Source organism: Ktedonobacter racemifer DSM 44963 (genome assembly GCF_000178855.1).
GTDB lineage: Bacteria > Chloroflexota > Ktedonobacteria > Ktedonobacterales > Ktedonobacteraceae > Ktedonobacter > Ktedonobacter racemifer.
Genome location: NZ_ADVG01000001.1, coordinates 668,887 through 685,963, shown reverse-complemented (window position 1 = coordinate 685,963; position 17,077 = coordinate 668,887). Strand labels below are relative to the sequence as shown.

Genomic DNA, 17,077 nt, shown 5'->3' with positions numbered 1-17,077 from the left:
CTCCTATCTCTTATGGAGAGCTTTCACGTCCCCTCCCATTCTGACAGAAGAGGGACTAGTGAATGCGATCTTGGCGTAATCTGCCAGCACGGCAGATTACGCAAATGCCATCCGCGCCGGATTGGCGGACCCATCCAGGAAGCAGGCTACACACCAGAAGTGACGCTGTGAGACGCCTATGAGTGTTTTCGTCTCGCGTTCCTCTCACAGCAATCAATCGAGCAATGACATAGCGTATCATATTCATCCTAAATTCGTAAGGCTTCCGAAATTGTGATGTTGGCCTGCGACCGGCGTTGTTGCGTGACATCTCGTGTGAGGGGTGGTTAAGAAAGACTAGTCTCATGAGATAATAGATGAATTTTCTGGGATTGATATACTCAAAGTGAAGTAGGGTTCCCCCTTGCATATTGAGAAAGGCAAAGGTGACTCTGGGCGAGGTAGAAGTGCCTGCCGGTCTCCTGCAATCCGCAAAGGAGAAATTGATGACAAGTTTACCAATGCGCGACCCTATGAAGGATCACTTGCTGACTTCGAAGAACGCAGCGCTGGTACTTATCGACTATCAGCCGTTGCAAATCTACACCGTAAAATCGATGAATTCGGGTGATCTTATCAACAACGTTGTTACCCTTGCCAGGCTTGCGAAGGTGTTTGAGCTTCCTATCATCCTCACGACAGTCAATGTGAGTACTGGCGTCAATCCAGATACCATTCCGCAATTGAAGGAAGTCCTCTCGGATGTGAAATCGTATGATCGTACATCCATTAACACCTGGGAAGATAAAGAGACTGTTGCGGCTATTAAAGCCACTGGACGGCGAAAACTGATCATCGGTGCATTGTGGACTGAAGCTTGCCTGCTGTTCCCGACCCTTGATGCGCTCAAGGAGGGCTATGAAGTCTATCCAGTAGTGGATGCACTTGGTGGCACGACTCCCGTGGCTCATGAGACCGCGTTACATCGAGTATCTCAGGCTGGTGCGCAACTGGTGACGTGGAACTCGGTGGCATGTGAACTTCAGCGCGATTGGGCGCGGAAAGAAACGGTCAATGGGTTCTTGCAGACGGTCATTGATCAGAATAGGGACTGGGGTTGGTTCGAGGAACTACGAGGAGCGGGCAAGAGAAGTGCTGCCCCTGTGGCTGCCGGTGCCAGGACCAGGTAGGACAAAGATTGATCATAATTTAGGCATCCGATGCAATGAAAAGGCTCTCACCGCGTAGTGAGGGCCTTTTCATTGCATCATTTTTTACCTCATTCTAAGCTAGCTCTTCTGGTTCGTCAATGAACTCTTAGCCTCATCATCAAACGTGCGTTTGAGCCAAACATTCCCATGAAGACCCCGAAGGAAAGGAAACAGGCGACAATCGAGATTGTCGCCTGTTTCTGCTGATGAGTCAGCGCTGGTGTTTTTCTGTGGATGTTTGCTCTCCTTGCACCATGGGGAAGGGAAACCGGAAGGTTGAACTCTCTTCCCTGGTGCTGGGGACGCCCACATCCCCTTGCTGCTCCCGGATGAGTGCCTGGCAACTGGGCAACCCACCTTCGATCCCATCGTGCCATCTCTTCCCTGGTCAGCTCTCTCTGGTGAGAGGAAGCGTCACGTGAAAGGTTGATCCTTTGCCCACTTCGCTGTCTACGGTGATGGTTCCGCCGTGCTGCTTGACAATCTCCGTTACAATGCACAAGCCCATCCCCAGGCCAGGAACCATGAGCTGGCTCGGATTACTCACCCGATAAAAGCGCTCAAAGATTTTCTCGCACAGCTCCTTTGGGATGCCGATGCCATGATCGCGGACGACTACCGTGGCGGTTTCCGCCGATGCGCTCGCCTCAATGTCGATCAGCAGGGCATCAGGAGCATACTTGATGGCATTACTGATCAGATTGAGAAAGACTTGTGCTAAGCGGTCTTTATCCCCGAGCAGGAGGCGCGAGATGGTGCCACGCACGGCAATGATATGGGTTGGGTCCATCTGCTGCGTCGTGCTCGTCACGTCCTGGAGTAGGGCATCCAGATCCACTGGCTCCCAATGGTACTCCAACCTCCCAGCCTGAATCCTGGTGACATCCAGCAGATCTCCGACCAACCGTTCCAGCAGGGTGAGCGGCTCCTCCACACGCGAAAGCGCTGCCGCCGCCTCGTGAAGGCCCTGCCTGACCAGACGCTTTTTCAGCAGCTGGGTCTGGATCTTGATCGCGGTAAGCGGCGTCCTGAGCTCATGGTTGGCCATGCTGATGAAGGTATCCTTGCGCCGTTCCAGTTCTTTGCGCGCGGAATTGTCCAGCACAAAGCCGATGCCCTGGAGCACCTCCCCATGAAAGGCCACACCACCCATCAGCACATCCAGGCGGCTGCCATCCTTACACACGAGTTCAGTCTCAAAGGGCGTGGCATATTGCTGCACGACCAGTTCCTGGTGCGCTTGCTGGGTTAGCGAGGTCTTCAAGCCTAGCAGGGCGAGCCTGCCCCAGGTGAGGCGCCGCTGGCTCAGGTCGTTCCGGCTATAGCCCGTCATGCGCAGAAAGGTGTGGTTCCCTTCCACCACCACGTCGCCTTCGGCGAAAAAGATGCCGATCACGCTGGAATTCATGAGATGGTTCACGCGTTCCTGGCTCTGACGCAAGGCGTCCTCGGTTTGTTTCTGCTTATGGATATCGGTGCAGGTGCCAAACCATTGGACGATCTGCCCCTCCTCGTTTCGCAGAGGTACACCCCGTGATAAAAACCAGCGATAGGCGCCCGGCTGTCTCTCTCTGAGACGATATTCAAACTCATAGGGTTCCCCTGCCTCCAATCCCTGGCGCTGAATAGCCAGGACCCGTTCTCGATCCTCAGGATGTACAAACTGAAGCGAGACCGCTTCATCATATGTGATGTCCGTTCGGGGGGCTGTGCGCCACATGCCCTGGATGCACTGCCGATCATTGGGAGCCAGTTGCGGGAACCATTCATCCTCTGGGTGTCGCTCGGACATCATGCGGGCATAGTCGTGTGAGCGTCGATTACTGTAGGCGATGGAACCATCAGGCTGTCTGACCCAGACAAATTGGGGTAGGGTATCGAGCACAGTATGAAGCTCCTCTTCCACGCGCTTGTACCGGGTAATATCGAATCCCGTACAGATCAGATACTCGACCTGCTGATTCGTCCCGCACTGGGGCGTCAGCGTCACGGCAAGGTCGAGACACCTTCCTGAGTGTGGACAGATGCGGGCTTCAAAGCGCACCGTCTCTCCCTGTCTGGCCTGTTCGATCGCCGCACATAATTGCCCTTGGGCATGCGGGACAGACGCCCACCAGGGAACAGCAGTGAGCGGTTTGCCAATCACCTCCTCGCGCAGGACCTGCGCGTCCGCCAAGGGACGCTGACTGATCTCCAGGATCAGTCCCTCTGGTGTCAACATCGCGACACGCTCAGCACTGTGCTCCAGGAGATCCCGATACCGCTGTTCACTTTGACAAAGGGCGTCCTGGCACTGCGTTGGTTCCGTGTTTTTCTGGAAAAAGACCGCGAGGCCCACTCCGGTGGGCGAGATCTGTGCATGGAACCAGGTCTGGGTCGCCGGGGAACGATATTCCACGTCGGTCAGTTTCCGCGTCTGTCTGGCCTTGAGCACCGCCTGATAGAGTGCGGTGCTCACCAGGGGGGGAGCGGAGTGCCAGAAGCTGTTTCCAACAAGCGCCTCTTGTGTGGTGCCGAGCATGGTCTGCGCGCTCGCATTGGCATACACAATGGTCATGTCGTCATCAATGACAAACAAAGCACCAGGAAGTGTCTCCAGAAGCGTGAGGAGCGTCTCATTCCTGCGCTGAGTGAGATGCTTGGTCTGCGTTGTCTTTATCATCGTGCGGTCAACCTCCCTTTCACGTGTCCCCATCCCTGGTAGCGAAGATGCATACCTGCTCAAACCTCAAGCAGTCTCTTGAAATGATGTGATAGCTTCGAGAAACAAGCAAGCTATACAATGTAGATATCAGTGAAATCGCTCGTCCTATATAGCGGATGACCTCTGACACCCGAAGTATACTGGAAGAGTAGAGAGGATGTCATGGGTCGAAAGAGTCATTGTTGGGAGAAGTGACAGCCGAGACCCGGCACGAAAGTTCTAGTGCGCGACTCGACTTTCCTATCAGTTGAAGCGAATGCGCAGGGATGCAGCCAATCAGAAGAATCCGGACACCGTGAAGAGGGGCAGGGAGCTCTTTTAATGGACCATGGCACAGCATATTTCAATGAGTTGATCTATTGAGTTAGAGAGGCAAAATGAATAAGCACTCCAACCACCGTTTTCCCTCATTCCGCTTGAGATGTTAAGGGAGTCTTACCCATTTCTTTAAAAATACCATCAAAGCATCTTTTTTTGACAGCACATATGCCATTTTTATGAACGCAGATACTGAGCCAGAGCCGCAAGGTCTTGATCATCAGCGCGTTTGTAATCAGACTCATCCGCACTTTTGATGATGAGGCTGGAAAGCATGAGCAATCTAATAAACGAACCCCGAAAAGCTGCGTTCAACAAAGCAGAGGTCAGCTACAGTGAGGTTCATGTATTCCCCTCATCATCAAAAGTGCGTTTGAACCTAACTACACACTGTACAGCACACAGGAGAGACACAATAAAACCTCTGTCAAATGCAACGCCGCTCGAAAGGTGGTAAGGCACGGGGGACGGATGAGTCAGCAAGCGTTTATCTATGTGTAAAAAAAGAGAGAGGCGCATACACTATGCGCCTCTCTCCTGCTCTGTTTTGGGGCATTGTGCCCGCATATAATATTAGTATTGATTGTCCGCTGGTGGCGGCGTGTTCTCTTTACGCATTTCCTCGGGGCGGAGTTCACGACGTCGCTGAGGATTGTTGGGCTGATTACTGCCAGGATTGTTGGTGGTATCAGAGCGCTCCTCGTAAGGATAGTTCTCGCGTGGCGCCATATTGGGATCTGCGTTGGGATTATTATACGTATCTGTCGTGTCCGTCACGCGATAGGGGTCATTACCTGGAGCCGCATTGGTGCCGTATCCTGCCTGATCCTGGGTATACGGTGACTGTGTCTCTGATTGTTCCATCCCCTGATTGTAGCGCTGCTGAGCCGACTGATCGTAGGCGGGATCATTCTGGCTGTAGGGCTGGGTCTGCATATTGCGCTGGTCATAGGGCGTCTGGGCAGTGGTATTGTCATATCCAGGTTTGTTCATACTACCCTGCTGTATTGAAGGCGCGTGTGTGGTGTAATCATCGAACTGACGATACTGCGAGACATCACCCTGCTGCATAGGAGGCATGTCCTTCCGATACATACCAGCGTTATTGCGCTGGAAATCTTCGCCCTCTTGCGGATTGTTTATGCGGTAGCTCTCCGCGCCAGCACCGACGGGAGAGCCAGTATATGATGTGTCGACGGCATTGGCAGGCTGTTCTACATTCGTGACAGGATAGTTTTCTCGGTTGTAGGTGCGCTGCTCGTTTGTCATATAGCGCGAGCCTGCGTTTTGTGTATCATAGGTGCTAGCGATAGGCTGCTGAGAGCCAGGCTGCGCATGCACATCATAAGCGCCCTGTCCGCGCAGAATGGTTACTGCCTCATTGTAGCGGTCGCCCGCGTTGACCGTAACAAGGGTACGACCCGCTTCAAGCTCCTGCTGGTAGTAACGCGCCTCATCTTCGGGAATACCCATATTCGTAAGCGCGCCAATCAGTCCGCCTGCTACCGCTCCAATGGCTGCGCCTCCTAGCGTCGTAATCAGAATGCCGCCCGCGATGGCCGGGCCAATACCAGGAATGACCAGGGCCGCTGCCGCGCCGAGCAAGCCACCCAGAATGCCGCCTCCCACTGCTCCTGTCGCCGCTGCCCCGGTCTTATCATCGGCAGTTGCGGGCATCTCAATCGCATCTGTAGCGGCGCGACCAGTATTAGCATTACGCAGGTCACGCTGGATAAAACCGATCATATCATCGGTAAAACCCGCATTATGCAAAGTCTCCAGGGCACGATCTGCCTGAGCACGCTCTGTAAAAACACCTATTGCAGTGGTATGTTGATGCGTAGTCATAAGCGTTTCCTCCTAACATGCAAGCCAGGCGGCATAAATATGCTTACCTGACAATGCGGCATTCTTCGTAGGACACCGCTCTATTGCTTACGTCAATTTTGTCACCGATAGAGTATCTATAGTTAGATACACGTATGTCAATGTGTGAAAGTTGCATTTGTTGAATATCTGAATAGTTGAGTTGCGCTATTAGCTGTGCAGTATAAATGTAAAAGCTGGGCAAGTATATGATTCTGTTTACAGGCAGTGGCTCGATTGTGTGTTTGTGCGCGTCTAGCCTATACTAATGATGTGACTGGAGAGCCTATACATGAATCATCTTGTGCTATCTCAAATGAGTTCCGACAATGAACCTATCGTTGCGTTTACCTTGATCCGTTACCAGGAGCCGAGTCTACGCACGTTGGTGTATCTGGGGCTGGATCGCTGGACGATGGCGCGTACGCCAGGATTGCGCTTCTGGCGCTTGTTAGGTGTGGGCCAGGGCAAGGCTTTTGATTCACATGCCGATTTGCGGCGTTCAGCCATTTTCTCCGTATGGCACTCTTATGCCGCTTTGCACCAATTTGAAGTTCAGTCTGCATTGATGAAGCGTGTGCGAAGCCAGGCTAAGGAGGTCTGGACAGTGTATATGCAGCCTGTGCGCTGGCATGGTGCCTGGGGAGGCCAGGACCCTTTTCGCGAGATGATGCCAGCCTCACCACCCCAGCCAGGCCCCTGGGTTATCTTAACGCGTGCTACCATTCGCCCCAGTCGCGTTAGAGCCTTTCTGGGCGCGGTGCCAGCCGTGGCTGAGCAATTGTTGGAGCAGCCAGCGTTACTCAATTCGGTGGGGGTTGGCGAGGTCCCCCTGTTCTACCAGGCCACGCTCAGCCTCTGGCAAAGCCTGCCAGATGTAACCGCGTTTGCCTATGCTCAGCAGGCTCATCGCGAGGTCATACGGCGTACCAGGCAAGAGGGTTGGTATAGCGAGGAATTATTTGCGCGTTTCCGACCTCTGGCGGCAAGTGGAACGTGGGATGGTACTAATCCCCTGTCTCAACTAATGACCCCCGCATCCTAGTCGGAGGCCTTTATCCAGGTTGCATAGTATAGACAGCAATAGATCCGTGGTCTATACTATGCCTCAAATGGAGCCAGGAAAAGTGATCTGGTTTTCGCTGAAACTATATCAGAAATGGCTCATACTGTTCCTATTTCAAATCACCCCTTTCTTATACGAAAACCGACCTCCCACTCGGGGGCAAGCGGTGGCACGGCAGTGTCACAACCGTGGCTAGCGCTCCTGTGCCCAGGTTTTCGCATAGGTAGTCTCCGAAGTTTGTAGAAGGAATCTCATGCCAGACGAGTATCAAGTGCTTATTGTAGGCGGCGGCCCCGCTGGTCTGGCCGCGGCTGAGGCTGCGGCTGCCAAAGGGATGCGTACCCTGGTTCTGGAGCGACAGAACGAAATCGGCTATCCTATCCATACCAGCGGCGGAAGCTGGATCAGCGATATGAAGGCATTGAAAGTGCCTGATCACCTCTACCACCCGGTCACGAAAATCGTCTTTGTCTCCCCCAAACGCGAGTTCGAAGTAAACTATAATCCCGCGGTTGCCTGTGTGATTGATATTCGTGGCTTATACCAGCACCTGGCGGGCCGCGCGGTGAGTGCCGGGGCTGAGATACGCGTACGCCACACGGTTGACAAGGTGTTGACTGATGGTGAGCGTGTAGCAGGTGTGACCTATAAAAATCACGTGAGTGAGCGTAGCGAAGTACACGCTGACGTGACAATTGATGCCAGCGGCTTCTCGCGCCATATCGGGGTGCGCACGAATATGGGCGAGGCCTTTCATCGCTATGGTTTTGGCGCTGAGTATGACCTTTACGCCCCCCATTATCCCCAGGATACCGTCTATCTCATTATGGGAAGCGAGTACGCACCACAAGGCTATGCCTGGGTCTTCCCACGGGGAAATGGGCGCGTGCGCCTCGGAACAGGTGTGATTCATCCCGATTGTGATAACGATGCGCGTGTTTATTTGGATCGTATCCTGCACATGCCGCAGCTAAAAGAGAAACTACGCGGTGCAAGCCCGGTTGAATATCATACCGGTCTCTTCCCAGCTGTAAGGCCGGTGGAGCGTTTCTGCCGTGATGGACTGGTACTGGCGGGCGATGCCGGTGCTCAGGGGTCGACTTTGGTAGGTGAGGGCATTCGTTTTGCGATGTACTCAGGCCAGATGGCGGGCGAGGTTGCCGCCGAGGCCGTTCAGCAGCGCGATGTATCGGGCGTCTTTTTGAGCCGCTTCGATAAGAAATGGCGTGCGCGCTTTGGTCGCGATATGGAGCTTTCCTATCTGATTAATAAGCACATCGCTGCGTATACAGATCAACAGTGGGACGATGCCTTTGATCTGTTAAAGCGTCTGACCCCTGCGCAAATGGCCCAGGCCCTGCACTGTGACTATAGTGCCAGTCTCTTTATGGGAATTATGGCGCGTAATCCCATGCTTGTGGCTACGGGCGGCAAGAAGTTTTTAAATGCACTTCTTGAACGCATCAATAAACCATCGGTAGCCGTTGCAGAAGGCTAGAAGCCGCACGAAGCTTATCGAGGGGACCGGGAAAAAGATTTTCTTTTCCCGGTCCCCTCTTTTGGGTGGGGCTATAATGAGATTAAAGTCAGGGTAAGGCCTTGACATGGAGATAAGGTCTATGGCATAATACCTTCACTCCAACACACGGTAAATAGCGACAATCACCGACCTGGTCGGTGCTCCTGTCCGATTTACCCGGCGTCTGTACCTCGCTTTTGAAGCGCAGGTGAACAGATGCCCAGGTGCCACGCTAAGGTGGCTCGCCACGGGTACTTCCCCCGCTGCATCACACGTTCCTTCACACGATGAATGGACGCGGTTTTGTGCTGTCCCCATCTGGGGACGAGCTGGGGAGCCGACTGGGTTTTGCGCGACTGAAAATGAGTTTTCAGCCATCTCAAAAAGACGTCGGAAAAGTACTTGACAAAGCGCAAAGCATATGCGATACTGACACAGTCAACGGCGAGCACGGACACCGCGAACGCCGGAGCGACACCAAGAATACAAGCGCAAGCCCACGGGTTTGCCGGGTTGCGGTTCAACAAGCAAAAGAAGAACGAACCAGAGCACCCTGAACAACTGAAGAGTGGAATGCAGAAGTACAACGGAACTTCGTTGAGTAAGCTTGTCTTGCTTACGGAGAACACCGTTCCTGTCAATTCTGCGAACAAGCAATTTGAAGTAACGACAACGTGCTTCTAGCCTGGACGCAAACTACATGATCATGACAGATACCTGTTGGTGTCTGTGAGATACATTCACAACTTGAATGGCGAGTTTGATCCTGGCTCAGGATAAACGCTGGCGGCGTGCCTAACACATGCAAGTCGAACGCCCTCTCGCAAGAGAGGGAGTGGCGGACGGGTGAGTAACACATGGGTACCTGCCCCGAGGTGAGGAATACCGGCGAGAAATCGCCGACAATACCGCATATGTTCCTCCGGGAACAAAGCTCGCAAGGGCGCCTTGGGATGGGCCTGTGGCCGATTAGCTTGTTGGTGAGGTAAGAGCTCACCAAGGCCACGATCGGTAGCTGGTCTGAGAGGATGGTCAGCCACACTGGGATTGAGAACGGCCCAGACTCCTACGGGGGGCAGCAGTGAGGAATTTTCGTCAATGGGGGCAACCCTGAACGAGCAACGCCGCGTGCAGGAGGACGCTTTTCGGAGTGTAAACTGCTTTTCTGAGGGACGAGTAAGGACGGTACCTCAGGAATAAGCCCCGGCTAACTACGTGCCAGCAGCCGCGGTAATACGTAGGGGGCAAGCGTTGTCCGGAGTTATTGGGCGTAAAGCGCACGCAGGCGGTTTCGTACGTCCGGAGTGACAGTTCCCGGCTCAACTGGGAAAGGTCTTCGGAAACGGCGAGACTTGAGGGCTTCAGAGGGACACGGAATTCCGGGTGGAGTGGTGAAATGCGTAGAGATCCGGAGGAACACCAATGGCGAAGGCAGTGTCCTGGGAAGCATCTGACGCTCAGGTGCGAAAGCTAGGGGAGCGAACAGGATTAGATACCCTGGTAGTCCTAGCCGTAAACGATGACCACTAGGTGTGGGAGGTATCGACCCCTTCCGTGCCGTCGCAAACGCAGTAAGTGGTCCGCCTGGGGAGTACGGTCGCAAGATTAAAACTCAAAGGAATTGACGGGGACCCGCACAAGCAGCGGAGCGTGTGGTTTAATTCGATGCAACGCGAAGAACCTTACCAAGTCTTGACATGCAGATGCACCAGCGGTAATGCGCTGTCCCTTCGGGGCGTTTGCACAGGTGCTGCATGGCTGTCGTCAGCTCGTGTCGTGAGATGTTGGGTTAAGTCCCGCAACGAGCGCAACCCCTACTGCCTATTACAACTTCTAGGCGGAACTGCCCTCACGGGAGGAAGGCGGGGATGACGTCAAGTCAGCACGGCCCTTACGACTTGGGCGACACACACGCTACAATGGCCAGTAACAAAGGGATGCCAACCCGCGAGGGGGAGCCAAGCTCAAAAACCTGGTCTCAGTTCAGATTGCAGGCTGAAACTCGCCTGCATGAAGGTGGAGTTGCTAGTAACCGTAGGTCAGCACACTACGGTGAATACGTTCCCGGGTCTTGTACACACCGCCCGTCACACCACGAAAGTCGGCAACACCTGAAGCCGCCAGGCTAACTCTTCGGAGAGGCAGGCGTCGAGGGTGGGGTTGGTGATTGGGGTGAAGTCGTAACAAGGTAGCTGTACCGGAAGGTGCGGCTGGATCACCTCCTTTCTAGGGAGTTATCAGTGCTCACTGTAGCACTGCACTCTCAGGTCGAACAGGAACGACCTGTCCGTTGTCCCCTGCTTCCACTCTTCAGCGGTTCGGCCGCTGGTTTTGACCAGTACCGAGACCCGCATAGTACCTGAACAACCAAAGAAGTATTCCTTCAATTTTGCTGAGCGAGCACGTTGGCATGCAAGTGTTCAACCGTGACGGAAGTCATGTTCAGCTCGTGACAGTGAAGAAAGAAGACCGAGATCCCATACAACAAGGGTAACAGACCAACAAGAAGAAGCAGACAAGGCAGAACAAGCGAAACAGAGTACGAGGTGGATGCCTTGGCGCTGAAGACCGATGAAGGACGCGGAGACCGGCGAAACGTTCAGGGGGAGCTGCATCCAAGCGATGAGCCCTGAGATTCCGAATGGGGCAACCCCTCCAGAGTGATGTCTGGAGACCTATCGCTGAACACATAGGCGATATGGAGGATCGTGGGTGAACTGAAACATCTCAGTAGCCTGCGTAAGAGAAATCAACCGAGATTCCCGTAGTAGTGGCGAGCGAACCGGGAAGAGCCCAAACCATCTATTCTTCGGAATAGGCGGGGTTGTAGGACCAACAGTAGCGATCATGTGCTTACTCGAAGGCATTGGAACGTGCCACCAGAGGGGGTGAGAGTCCCGTAGAGGACGAGGACATGAGCGTGGTTGGAATCCTGAGTACCACGAGACACGTGCAATCTTGTGGGAAGCTGGGGGGACCACCCTCCAAGGCTAAAGAACTTCAGCGACCGATAGCGAACAAGTACCGTGAGGGAAAGGTGAAAAGTACCCCGAGAGGGGGATGAAAGAGTCCCTGAAACCACGTACTCACAAGCAGTCAGAGGCCACTGTGCCGTTGCGGCACCAAGGGCTGATGGCGTGCCTTTTGTAGAATGATCCGGCGAGTGCATCGCACGTTGCAGGTTAACCAGCGTTAAAGCTGGGGAGCCAGAGGGCAACCGAGTCTCAAACAGGCGTACTGTGTAGCGGCGATGCGACCCGAAACCGTGTGAGCTACCCATGAGCAGAGTGAAGCGGATGTAACAGTCCGTCGAGGCTCGAACCCACCAGTGTTGCAAAACTGGGGGATGACTTGTGGGTAGGGGTGAAATGCTAATCGAACACGGAGATAGCTGGTTCTCCCCGAAATGTATTGAGGTACAGCCACCTGAAACGACTATCCTGGAGGTAGAGCACTAGATAGGCTAGGGGCCCTGTGCGGGTTACCAACCCTACTTAAACTCCGAATGCCAGGACAGGATCCAGGTGAGTGAGACGGCGGGGGCTAAGCTTCGTCGTCAAAAGGGAAACAGCCCAGACCATCGGCTAAGGTCTCCAAATCGATGCTCAGTGTCAAAGGGGGTCAATGCGCCCAAACAGCCAGGATGTTGGCTTAGAAGCAGCCATCATTTAAAGAGTGCGTAATAGCTCACTGGTCGAGTGCAATGGCACCGACAACGTATCGAGGCTTAAGCATCGTACCGAAGCCGTGGAATACAACGTTCATTCGTTGTATTGGTAGGGGAGCGTTCTCGACGCCTGAGAAGCCAGACCGTAAGGACTGGTGGAGGTAAGAGAAGTGAGAATGCCGGAATGAGTAGCGCAATGTCTGCGAGAACCAGACACACCGAATGCCTGAGGGTTCCTGGGCAACGTCAATCGTCCCAGGGTGAGTCGGGCCCTAAGCCGAGGGCGTCATGCCGTAGGCGATGGAAAGCAGGTCAGAGAATCCTGCACCGGAACGTTTCGTTATGAGCAATGGGGGGACGCGGTAGGGAAGGTGAGCCGATCGAATGGACAGGATCGGTGCCTCTGTTGAAGCGCGTGACCGAGGAAAATCCCGGACACAGTATGCGTAACACTGAGGCCGAGCGCCCGCGAGGGTGCGGAAGTCATTGGTCCCCAGGCCGTCAAGAAAAGCCTCTCGCCAGAAATTGTTCCGCCCGTACCGCAAACCGACACTGGTAGGCAGGGGGAAATCTCCCCAGGTGATCGAGCGACCCTCTGTTAAGGAACTCGGCAAATTAACCCCGTACCTTTGGAAGAAGGGGTGCCTGCGTAGCTGTGTGTGCTTGCACACATGGTGAGAAGGTTGCAAGAAATCGGCTCAAGCGACTGTTTACCAAAAACACAGGTCTCTGCGAACGCGAAAGCGGAAGTATAGGGGCTGACTCCTGCCCAGTGCCGGAAGGTTACGAGGAGTGGTGTGCGTAGCCACGAATCTAAGCCCCGGTGAACGGCGGCCGTAACTATAACGGTCCTAAGGTAGCGAAATTCCTTGTCGGGTAAGTTCCGACCCGCACGAAAGGAGTAACGACTTGAGCGCTGTCTCGACAGAGGACTCGGCGAAATTGAAGTACCCGTGAAGATACGGGTTACCCACGACAGGACAAAAAGACCCCGTGGAGCTTTACTACAGTTTGGCCTGGAAACGAAGTATGGTGTGCGTAGCATAGGTGGGAGCCGGAGAACTCATCCTTGTGGGGGTGAGGGAGGCACTAGTGAAATACCACTCTCACCATGGTTTGTGTCTCACACGTCACCGTGATCCGGGACGTGAACAGGGCCAGATGGGTAGTTTGACTGGGGCGGTCGCCTCCCAAAGAGTAACGGAGGCGCCCAAAGGTTCCCTCAGGGTGGATGGACATCACCCTTTGTAGAGTGTAAAGGCACAAGGGAGCTTGACTGTGAGGCTGACACGCCGAGCAGGGACGAAAGTCGGGCTTAGTGATCCCACATTCCCGTGTGGAAGGAGTGTGGCTCAACGGATAAAAGCTACCCCGGGGATAACAGGCTTATCTTGCCCAAGAGTTCACATCGACGGCAAGGTTTGGCACCTCGATGTCGGCTCGTCGCATCCTGGGGCTGGAGTAGGTCCCAAGGGTTGGGCTGTTCGCCCATGAAAGCGGCACGCGAGCTGGGTTCAGAACGTCGCGAGACAGTTCGGTCTCTATCCGTCGTGGGCGTCGGAAAAGTGAGGGGAGTCATCTTCAGTACGAGAGGACCGAGATGGCTTGACCGCTAGTGCGCCAGTTGGGGGGCCTCCTCCAGAGCTGGGTAGCTACGTCAAGAAGGGATAAGCGCTGAAAGCATCTAAGCGCGAAGCCGACCCGAAGATAACTTTTCCCACTCTCTTCGAAGAGTCAAGATCCCAGGAAGAAGACCTGGTGGATAGGCTGCGCGTGGACGCCTGGTAACAGGTGGAGCGGAGCAGTACTAATGATCGTACGGCTTGTTTCCCATGTTGTTTCTTCATGAGTGGTGTGCGTCTCCTGTTGTGTGTGTGAGCGGTCTTTGATCGGACCTGAGCACGAGCGAGAGGGCTTGGCGGCACGGGGAGCATGAGCAGGCCAGCGTGGCTCAGCAAAATTGAGGGAATACTTCTTTGGACAGGTATCTACAAGAGTGCTGACAACAAGAGACCTTGCGTTGTCAGCACTCTTTGTGTTTTTGGTCTCAATTAATAACAACACCCCTTCTGGGTAAGAGGTGAGCGCCGCGGGCGAGAAGAGTTCTGGTTGCGCCAGGAGAAGATTCCCATTATGCTAATAGTTGAGTTCGAGGCGCTATAATGGGAATAGATCAGTGCCAAGGCTTGTTTTTAGAAGCGAGACCCAAAACCTCGTCGATAAATTACTTTCTCACTAAGGAGCTATCAGTGTCGGATACAACAACCTCTAATACAACCATTAAGATGTATAGCACTACCTGGTGTGGTGATTGCCGTATGGCGAAACGCTGGTTTGATTCGCATAGCATCGCCTATGAGGATATAAACATTGAAGAGGATGAGCAGGCCGCGGAATTTGTGGTCAAGGTCAACGGCGGTAAGCGTACTGTCCCAACCATTATTTTCCCCGATGGCTCGATCCTGGTTGAGCCGAGTGCTCGCGAGCTAGCGGCGAAGTTTGCTTAGTAGTAAGTACCCTGGCTCACAGACGACCCTCATACACATGTGTATGGGGGTTTTATCTTTTTGCTCACATCGGGTTTGGGTCAGTTCAGAGCCGTCATCTTCAAATGTGCGTGCCTTAAACAGGCTGCGCCCCGGGCGGTTGTAGCGGTGTCTGTCGCGGACGCGAAGCAAAGGCTCGAATAGCTGCAAGACCTCCGCCAATCACCGCAATAATACCCAGAAGAATCGGCAGAAGAATAACTCCAATGAGTGGGTTCAACAGCAAAATGATTGCAAAGATGGCATTCATGATGCCCAGGATAGCGAGGCTGGAACCGCCACCTCTGAACGCATGAATGTTCTGTGTCACCCCCATAACAAACGCATCTATTGCCAGAAAGATCACCAGCAATTTTGGCACTAATATCGCGCTCAATAATGGATTCCGTAAGACGAGCAGACCTGCAACAACGCCTAAAACACCAGAGACAAGCTTCCACCCCCACAGCGTCCTATCAATGCAGAGGTTGGCAAAAGCAAGAACACCAGTTACCAACCAATAGACTCCTAAGAGTTGTACGAGCACAAGAAGCGTCGTTCCTGGCGAGATAAGAAGCAACAATCCCACAACAATCGCTGCAATCCCTGCGATCATGACAAACCACCAGGCACTATTGCTTGATGCTGTTGTTTCCATTATGGATGAAAAACGTGAACGCATGTTTACCTCCTCATTTCCGTTTCTCCCTCCAGTATAAGGTGGCGGAAAAAGCCCTGGAATGGAGCACGCGAAGCGCTGAAGCACGATGGGCGGAATTCTTCTCCTGTGTGACCCGTTTCTTTGAACCACAAACCAGCCACCTCAAGGAATATCGGGCGAAGTTCTGGATCGAGGAGTCCTTTATTCGTGAGCCATTTGGTGTCAGGCTCGCCTGCACCAAACTCCTGCTGCAGGAGTTTGGGGGTTATGTTGCAAGAAGTAAGCAGATCTACTAAATTTGAGAGAAAAGAGCAAAAGAGGGCCTCTTTATGACAGATCAGCATCCATTCAAATGGCGTCACTTCCAATCCGACATTATTCTCCTGTGCGTACGACGGTACCTCCGCTATGCTTTGAGCTACCGGGACTTGGAAGAAATGATGGCTGACTGAGTTCGACTAGAGATGGGGAAGCCGCCAAGCGCTTCTTGCTGAAAACGCTCGCCGCCTCTCATTGCAGTGAACCACGCATCATCAACGTGGACAAAAACGCTGCCTACCCCAAAGCCTTTGCTGCGTTGAAAGCAGAAAGGTACCTTCCTCAACACTGCGCATTACGGCAGGTCAAGTATCTCAATAATCTGATTGAGCAAGACCATTGCTTCATCAAACGGTTGGTGAAGCCTGGAATGGGTTTCTTCTCGTTCGAGACGGCCTGGCGAACACTGCAAGGATTCGAGATAATGAACATGATGCGGAAAGGGCAGCTACAAGGGGTAAACAAAGGAAATGTGAAAGGTCTGGTTGCTTTGGTTCCCAGGCTCTTTGGAGAGGTTGCCTAAACAGAACAAAGGGAGACTTTCTCTGCTCATCTCGTTTTCCTCATCATTCTTGCAACACAACCAGCAAAAGAGCAATGGGCGTTTCCTCACCTGAAAAGGTAGGGTCAAGACGTTAGTATTTCGGAAATGCCTTTCCCTGTTGATTTTGTCTAAAAGCAGCCCCTATCCCTGTAACCCCAAATCCGACGATCAATGCCAGAAAAAGATCGACAAGAAAGGCAAAAATATAAATAACAAGTGTATATTTGAATGAGGTGTATCGTGAGACTGAGCCGGAAAAGATCACAAGATAGGAACAGCCATCGACAAAGAGAAAACAGGCCAGAGCAATCAAGCAAGCAAACGCTGAATATTTCCGGGTGAAGTAACCAGTAAAGAAGTAGACTGGAGTACAAAGAGCAGTAACGATCAGACTGATCACGATGTTTCCTTGATACAGTAAACCGAAAAGATACGAGCTGGCAAACGTGCTGAAGAGCGCATTACTCACAACTGGAGTGGTAAAAATGGTTGTGGTAACAATGACAATTCCTGCCAGGATAGCCCCAGCTAGAAACCCATGCTTGAGCACGCTCATCATATTTGAGTGTTGTGACGGAGTGTATCGGTGATCTCGTGAAGTTGAGATCATTGTCGGTTCCTCCATCTGATCATCTTGATATTGCATGTCATTGCGCATCCCGTAGGACTGGTAGAAATGTTCCTGGGAAAAGCGCTCTC

General features: G+C 53.2%; 9 protein-coding genes, 2 rRNA genes and 1 pseudogene. 8 read left to right on the top strand and 4 right to left on the bottom strand.

The features are described 5' to 3' along the window. Nucleotides 1-485: 485 nt before the first annotated feature. Entirely contained in the window at nucleotides 486-1,169 is a 684-nt protein-coding gene (locus KRAC_RS03205; protein ID WP_007904472.1) for a hydrolase, read from the top strand. A gap of 409 nt (nucleotides 1,170-1,578) precedes the next feature. Here the strand turns inward: KRAC_RS03205 and KRAC_RS03200 are convergent, their stop codons facing one another. Further along, entirely contained in the window at nucleotides 1,579-3,852 is a 2,274-nt protein-coding gene (locus KRAC_RS03200) for a PAS domain S-box protein (protein WP_007904470.1), read from the bottom strand. Nucleotides 3,853-4,785: 933 nt separating this feature from the next. Then, nucleotides 4,786-6,060, bottom strand: coding sequence for a general stress protein (locus KRAC_RS60630; RefSeq protein ID WP_007904457.1), 1,275 nt, complete (start codon nucleotides 6,058-6,060; stop codon nucleotides 4,786-4,788). A gap of 310 nt (nucleotides 6,061-6,370) precedes the next feature. On the opposite strand from KRAC_RS60630, the gene KRAC_RS03190 reads away from it, so the two are divergent. The 5 genes from KRAC_RS03190 to KRAC_RS70665 all read left to right on the top strand — a co-directional run bounded on the left by KRAC_RS03190 (nucleotide 6,371) and on the right by KRAC_RS70665 (nucleotide 14,837). Beyond that, entirely contained in the window at nucleotides 6,371-7,123 is a 753-nt protein-coding gene (locus KRAC_RS03190) for a DUF3291 domain-containing protein (protein ID WP_007904453.1), read from the top strand. Between the two features lie 274 nt (nucleotides 7,124-7,397). Then, entirely contained in the window at nucleotides 7,398-8,642 is a 1,245-nt protein-coding gene (locus tag KRAC_RS03185; protein ID WP_007904452.1) for an NAD(P)/FAD-dependent oxidoreductase, read from the top strand. 769 nt (nucleotides 8,643-9,411) lie between these two features. Further along, nucleotides 9,412-10,889, top strand: a 16S ribosomal RNA gene (locus tag KRAC_RS03175). Between the two features lie 297 nt (nucleotides 10,890-11,186). Continuing rightward, nucleotides 11,187-14,161: ribosomal RNA gene (locus tag KRAC_RS03170) — 23S ribosomal RNA — on the top strand. Together the 16S and 23S rRNA genes form the textbook arrangement of a ribosomal RNA operon. 454 nt (nucleotides 14,162-14,615) lie before the next feature. Continuing rightward, on the top strand, nucleotides 14,616-14,837 hold the full coding sequence (locus KRAC_RS70665; protein ID WP_040442734.1) for a mycoredoxin: 222 nt from the start codon (nucleotides 14,616-14,618) through the stop codon (nucleotides 14,835-14,837). A gap of 115 nt (nucleotides 14,838-14,952) precedes the next feature. Here KRAC_RS70665 and KRAC_RS03160 read toward each other — a convergent pair whose 3' ends face one another. Next, nucleotides 14,953-15,537, bottom strand: coding sequence for an HdeD family acid-resistance protein (locus KRAC_RS03160; RefSeq protein WP_007904447.1), 585 nt, complete (start codon nucleotides 15,535-15,537; stop codon nucleotides 14,953-14,955). Between KRAC_RS03160 and KRAC_RS03155 the strand changes: the two genes are divergently transcribed. Continuing rightward, on the top strand, nucleotides 15,528-15,812 hold the full coding sequence (locus KRAC_RS03155; RefSeq protein WP_040441842.1) for a hypothetical protein: 285 nt from the start codon (nucleotides 15,528-15,530) through the stop codon (nucleotides 15,810-15,812). The two genes, KRAC_RS03160 and KRAC_RS03155, sit on opposite strands and share 10 nt — an antisense overlap. Before the next feature lie 33 nt (nucleotides 15,813-15,845). Next, nucleotides 15,846-16,357 (top strand): annotated as a pseudogene (locus KRAC_RS03150) (DDE-type integrase/transposase/recombinase). A gap of 112 nt (nucleotides 16,358-16,469) precedes the next feature. On the opposite strand, the gene KRAC_RS03145 reads toward KRAC_RS03150, so the two are convergent. Then, entirely contained in the window at nucleotides 16,470-17,024 is a 555-nt protein-coding gene (locus KRAC_RS03145) for a hypothetical protein (protein WP_157506286.1), read from the bottom strand. Nucleotides 17,025-17,077: the final 53 nt, after the last annotated feature.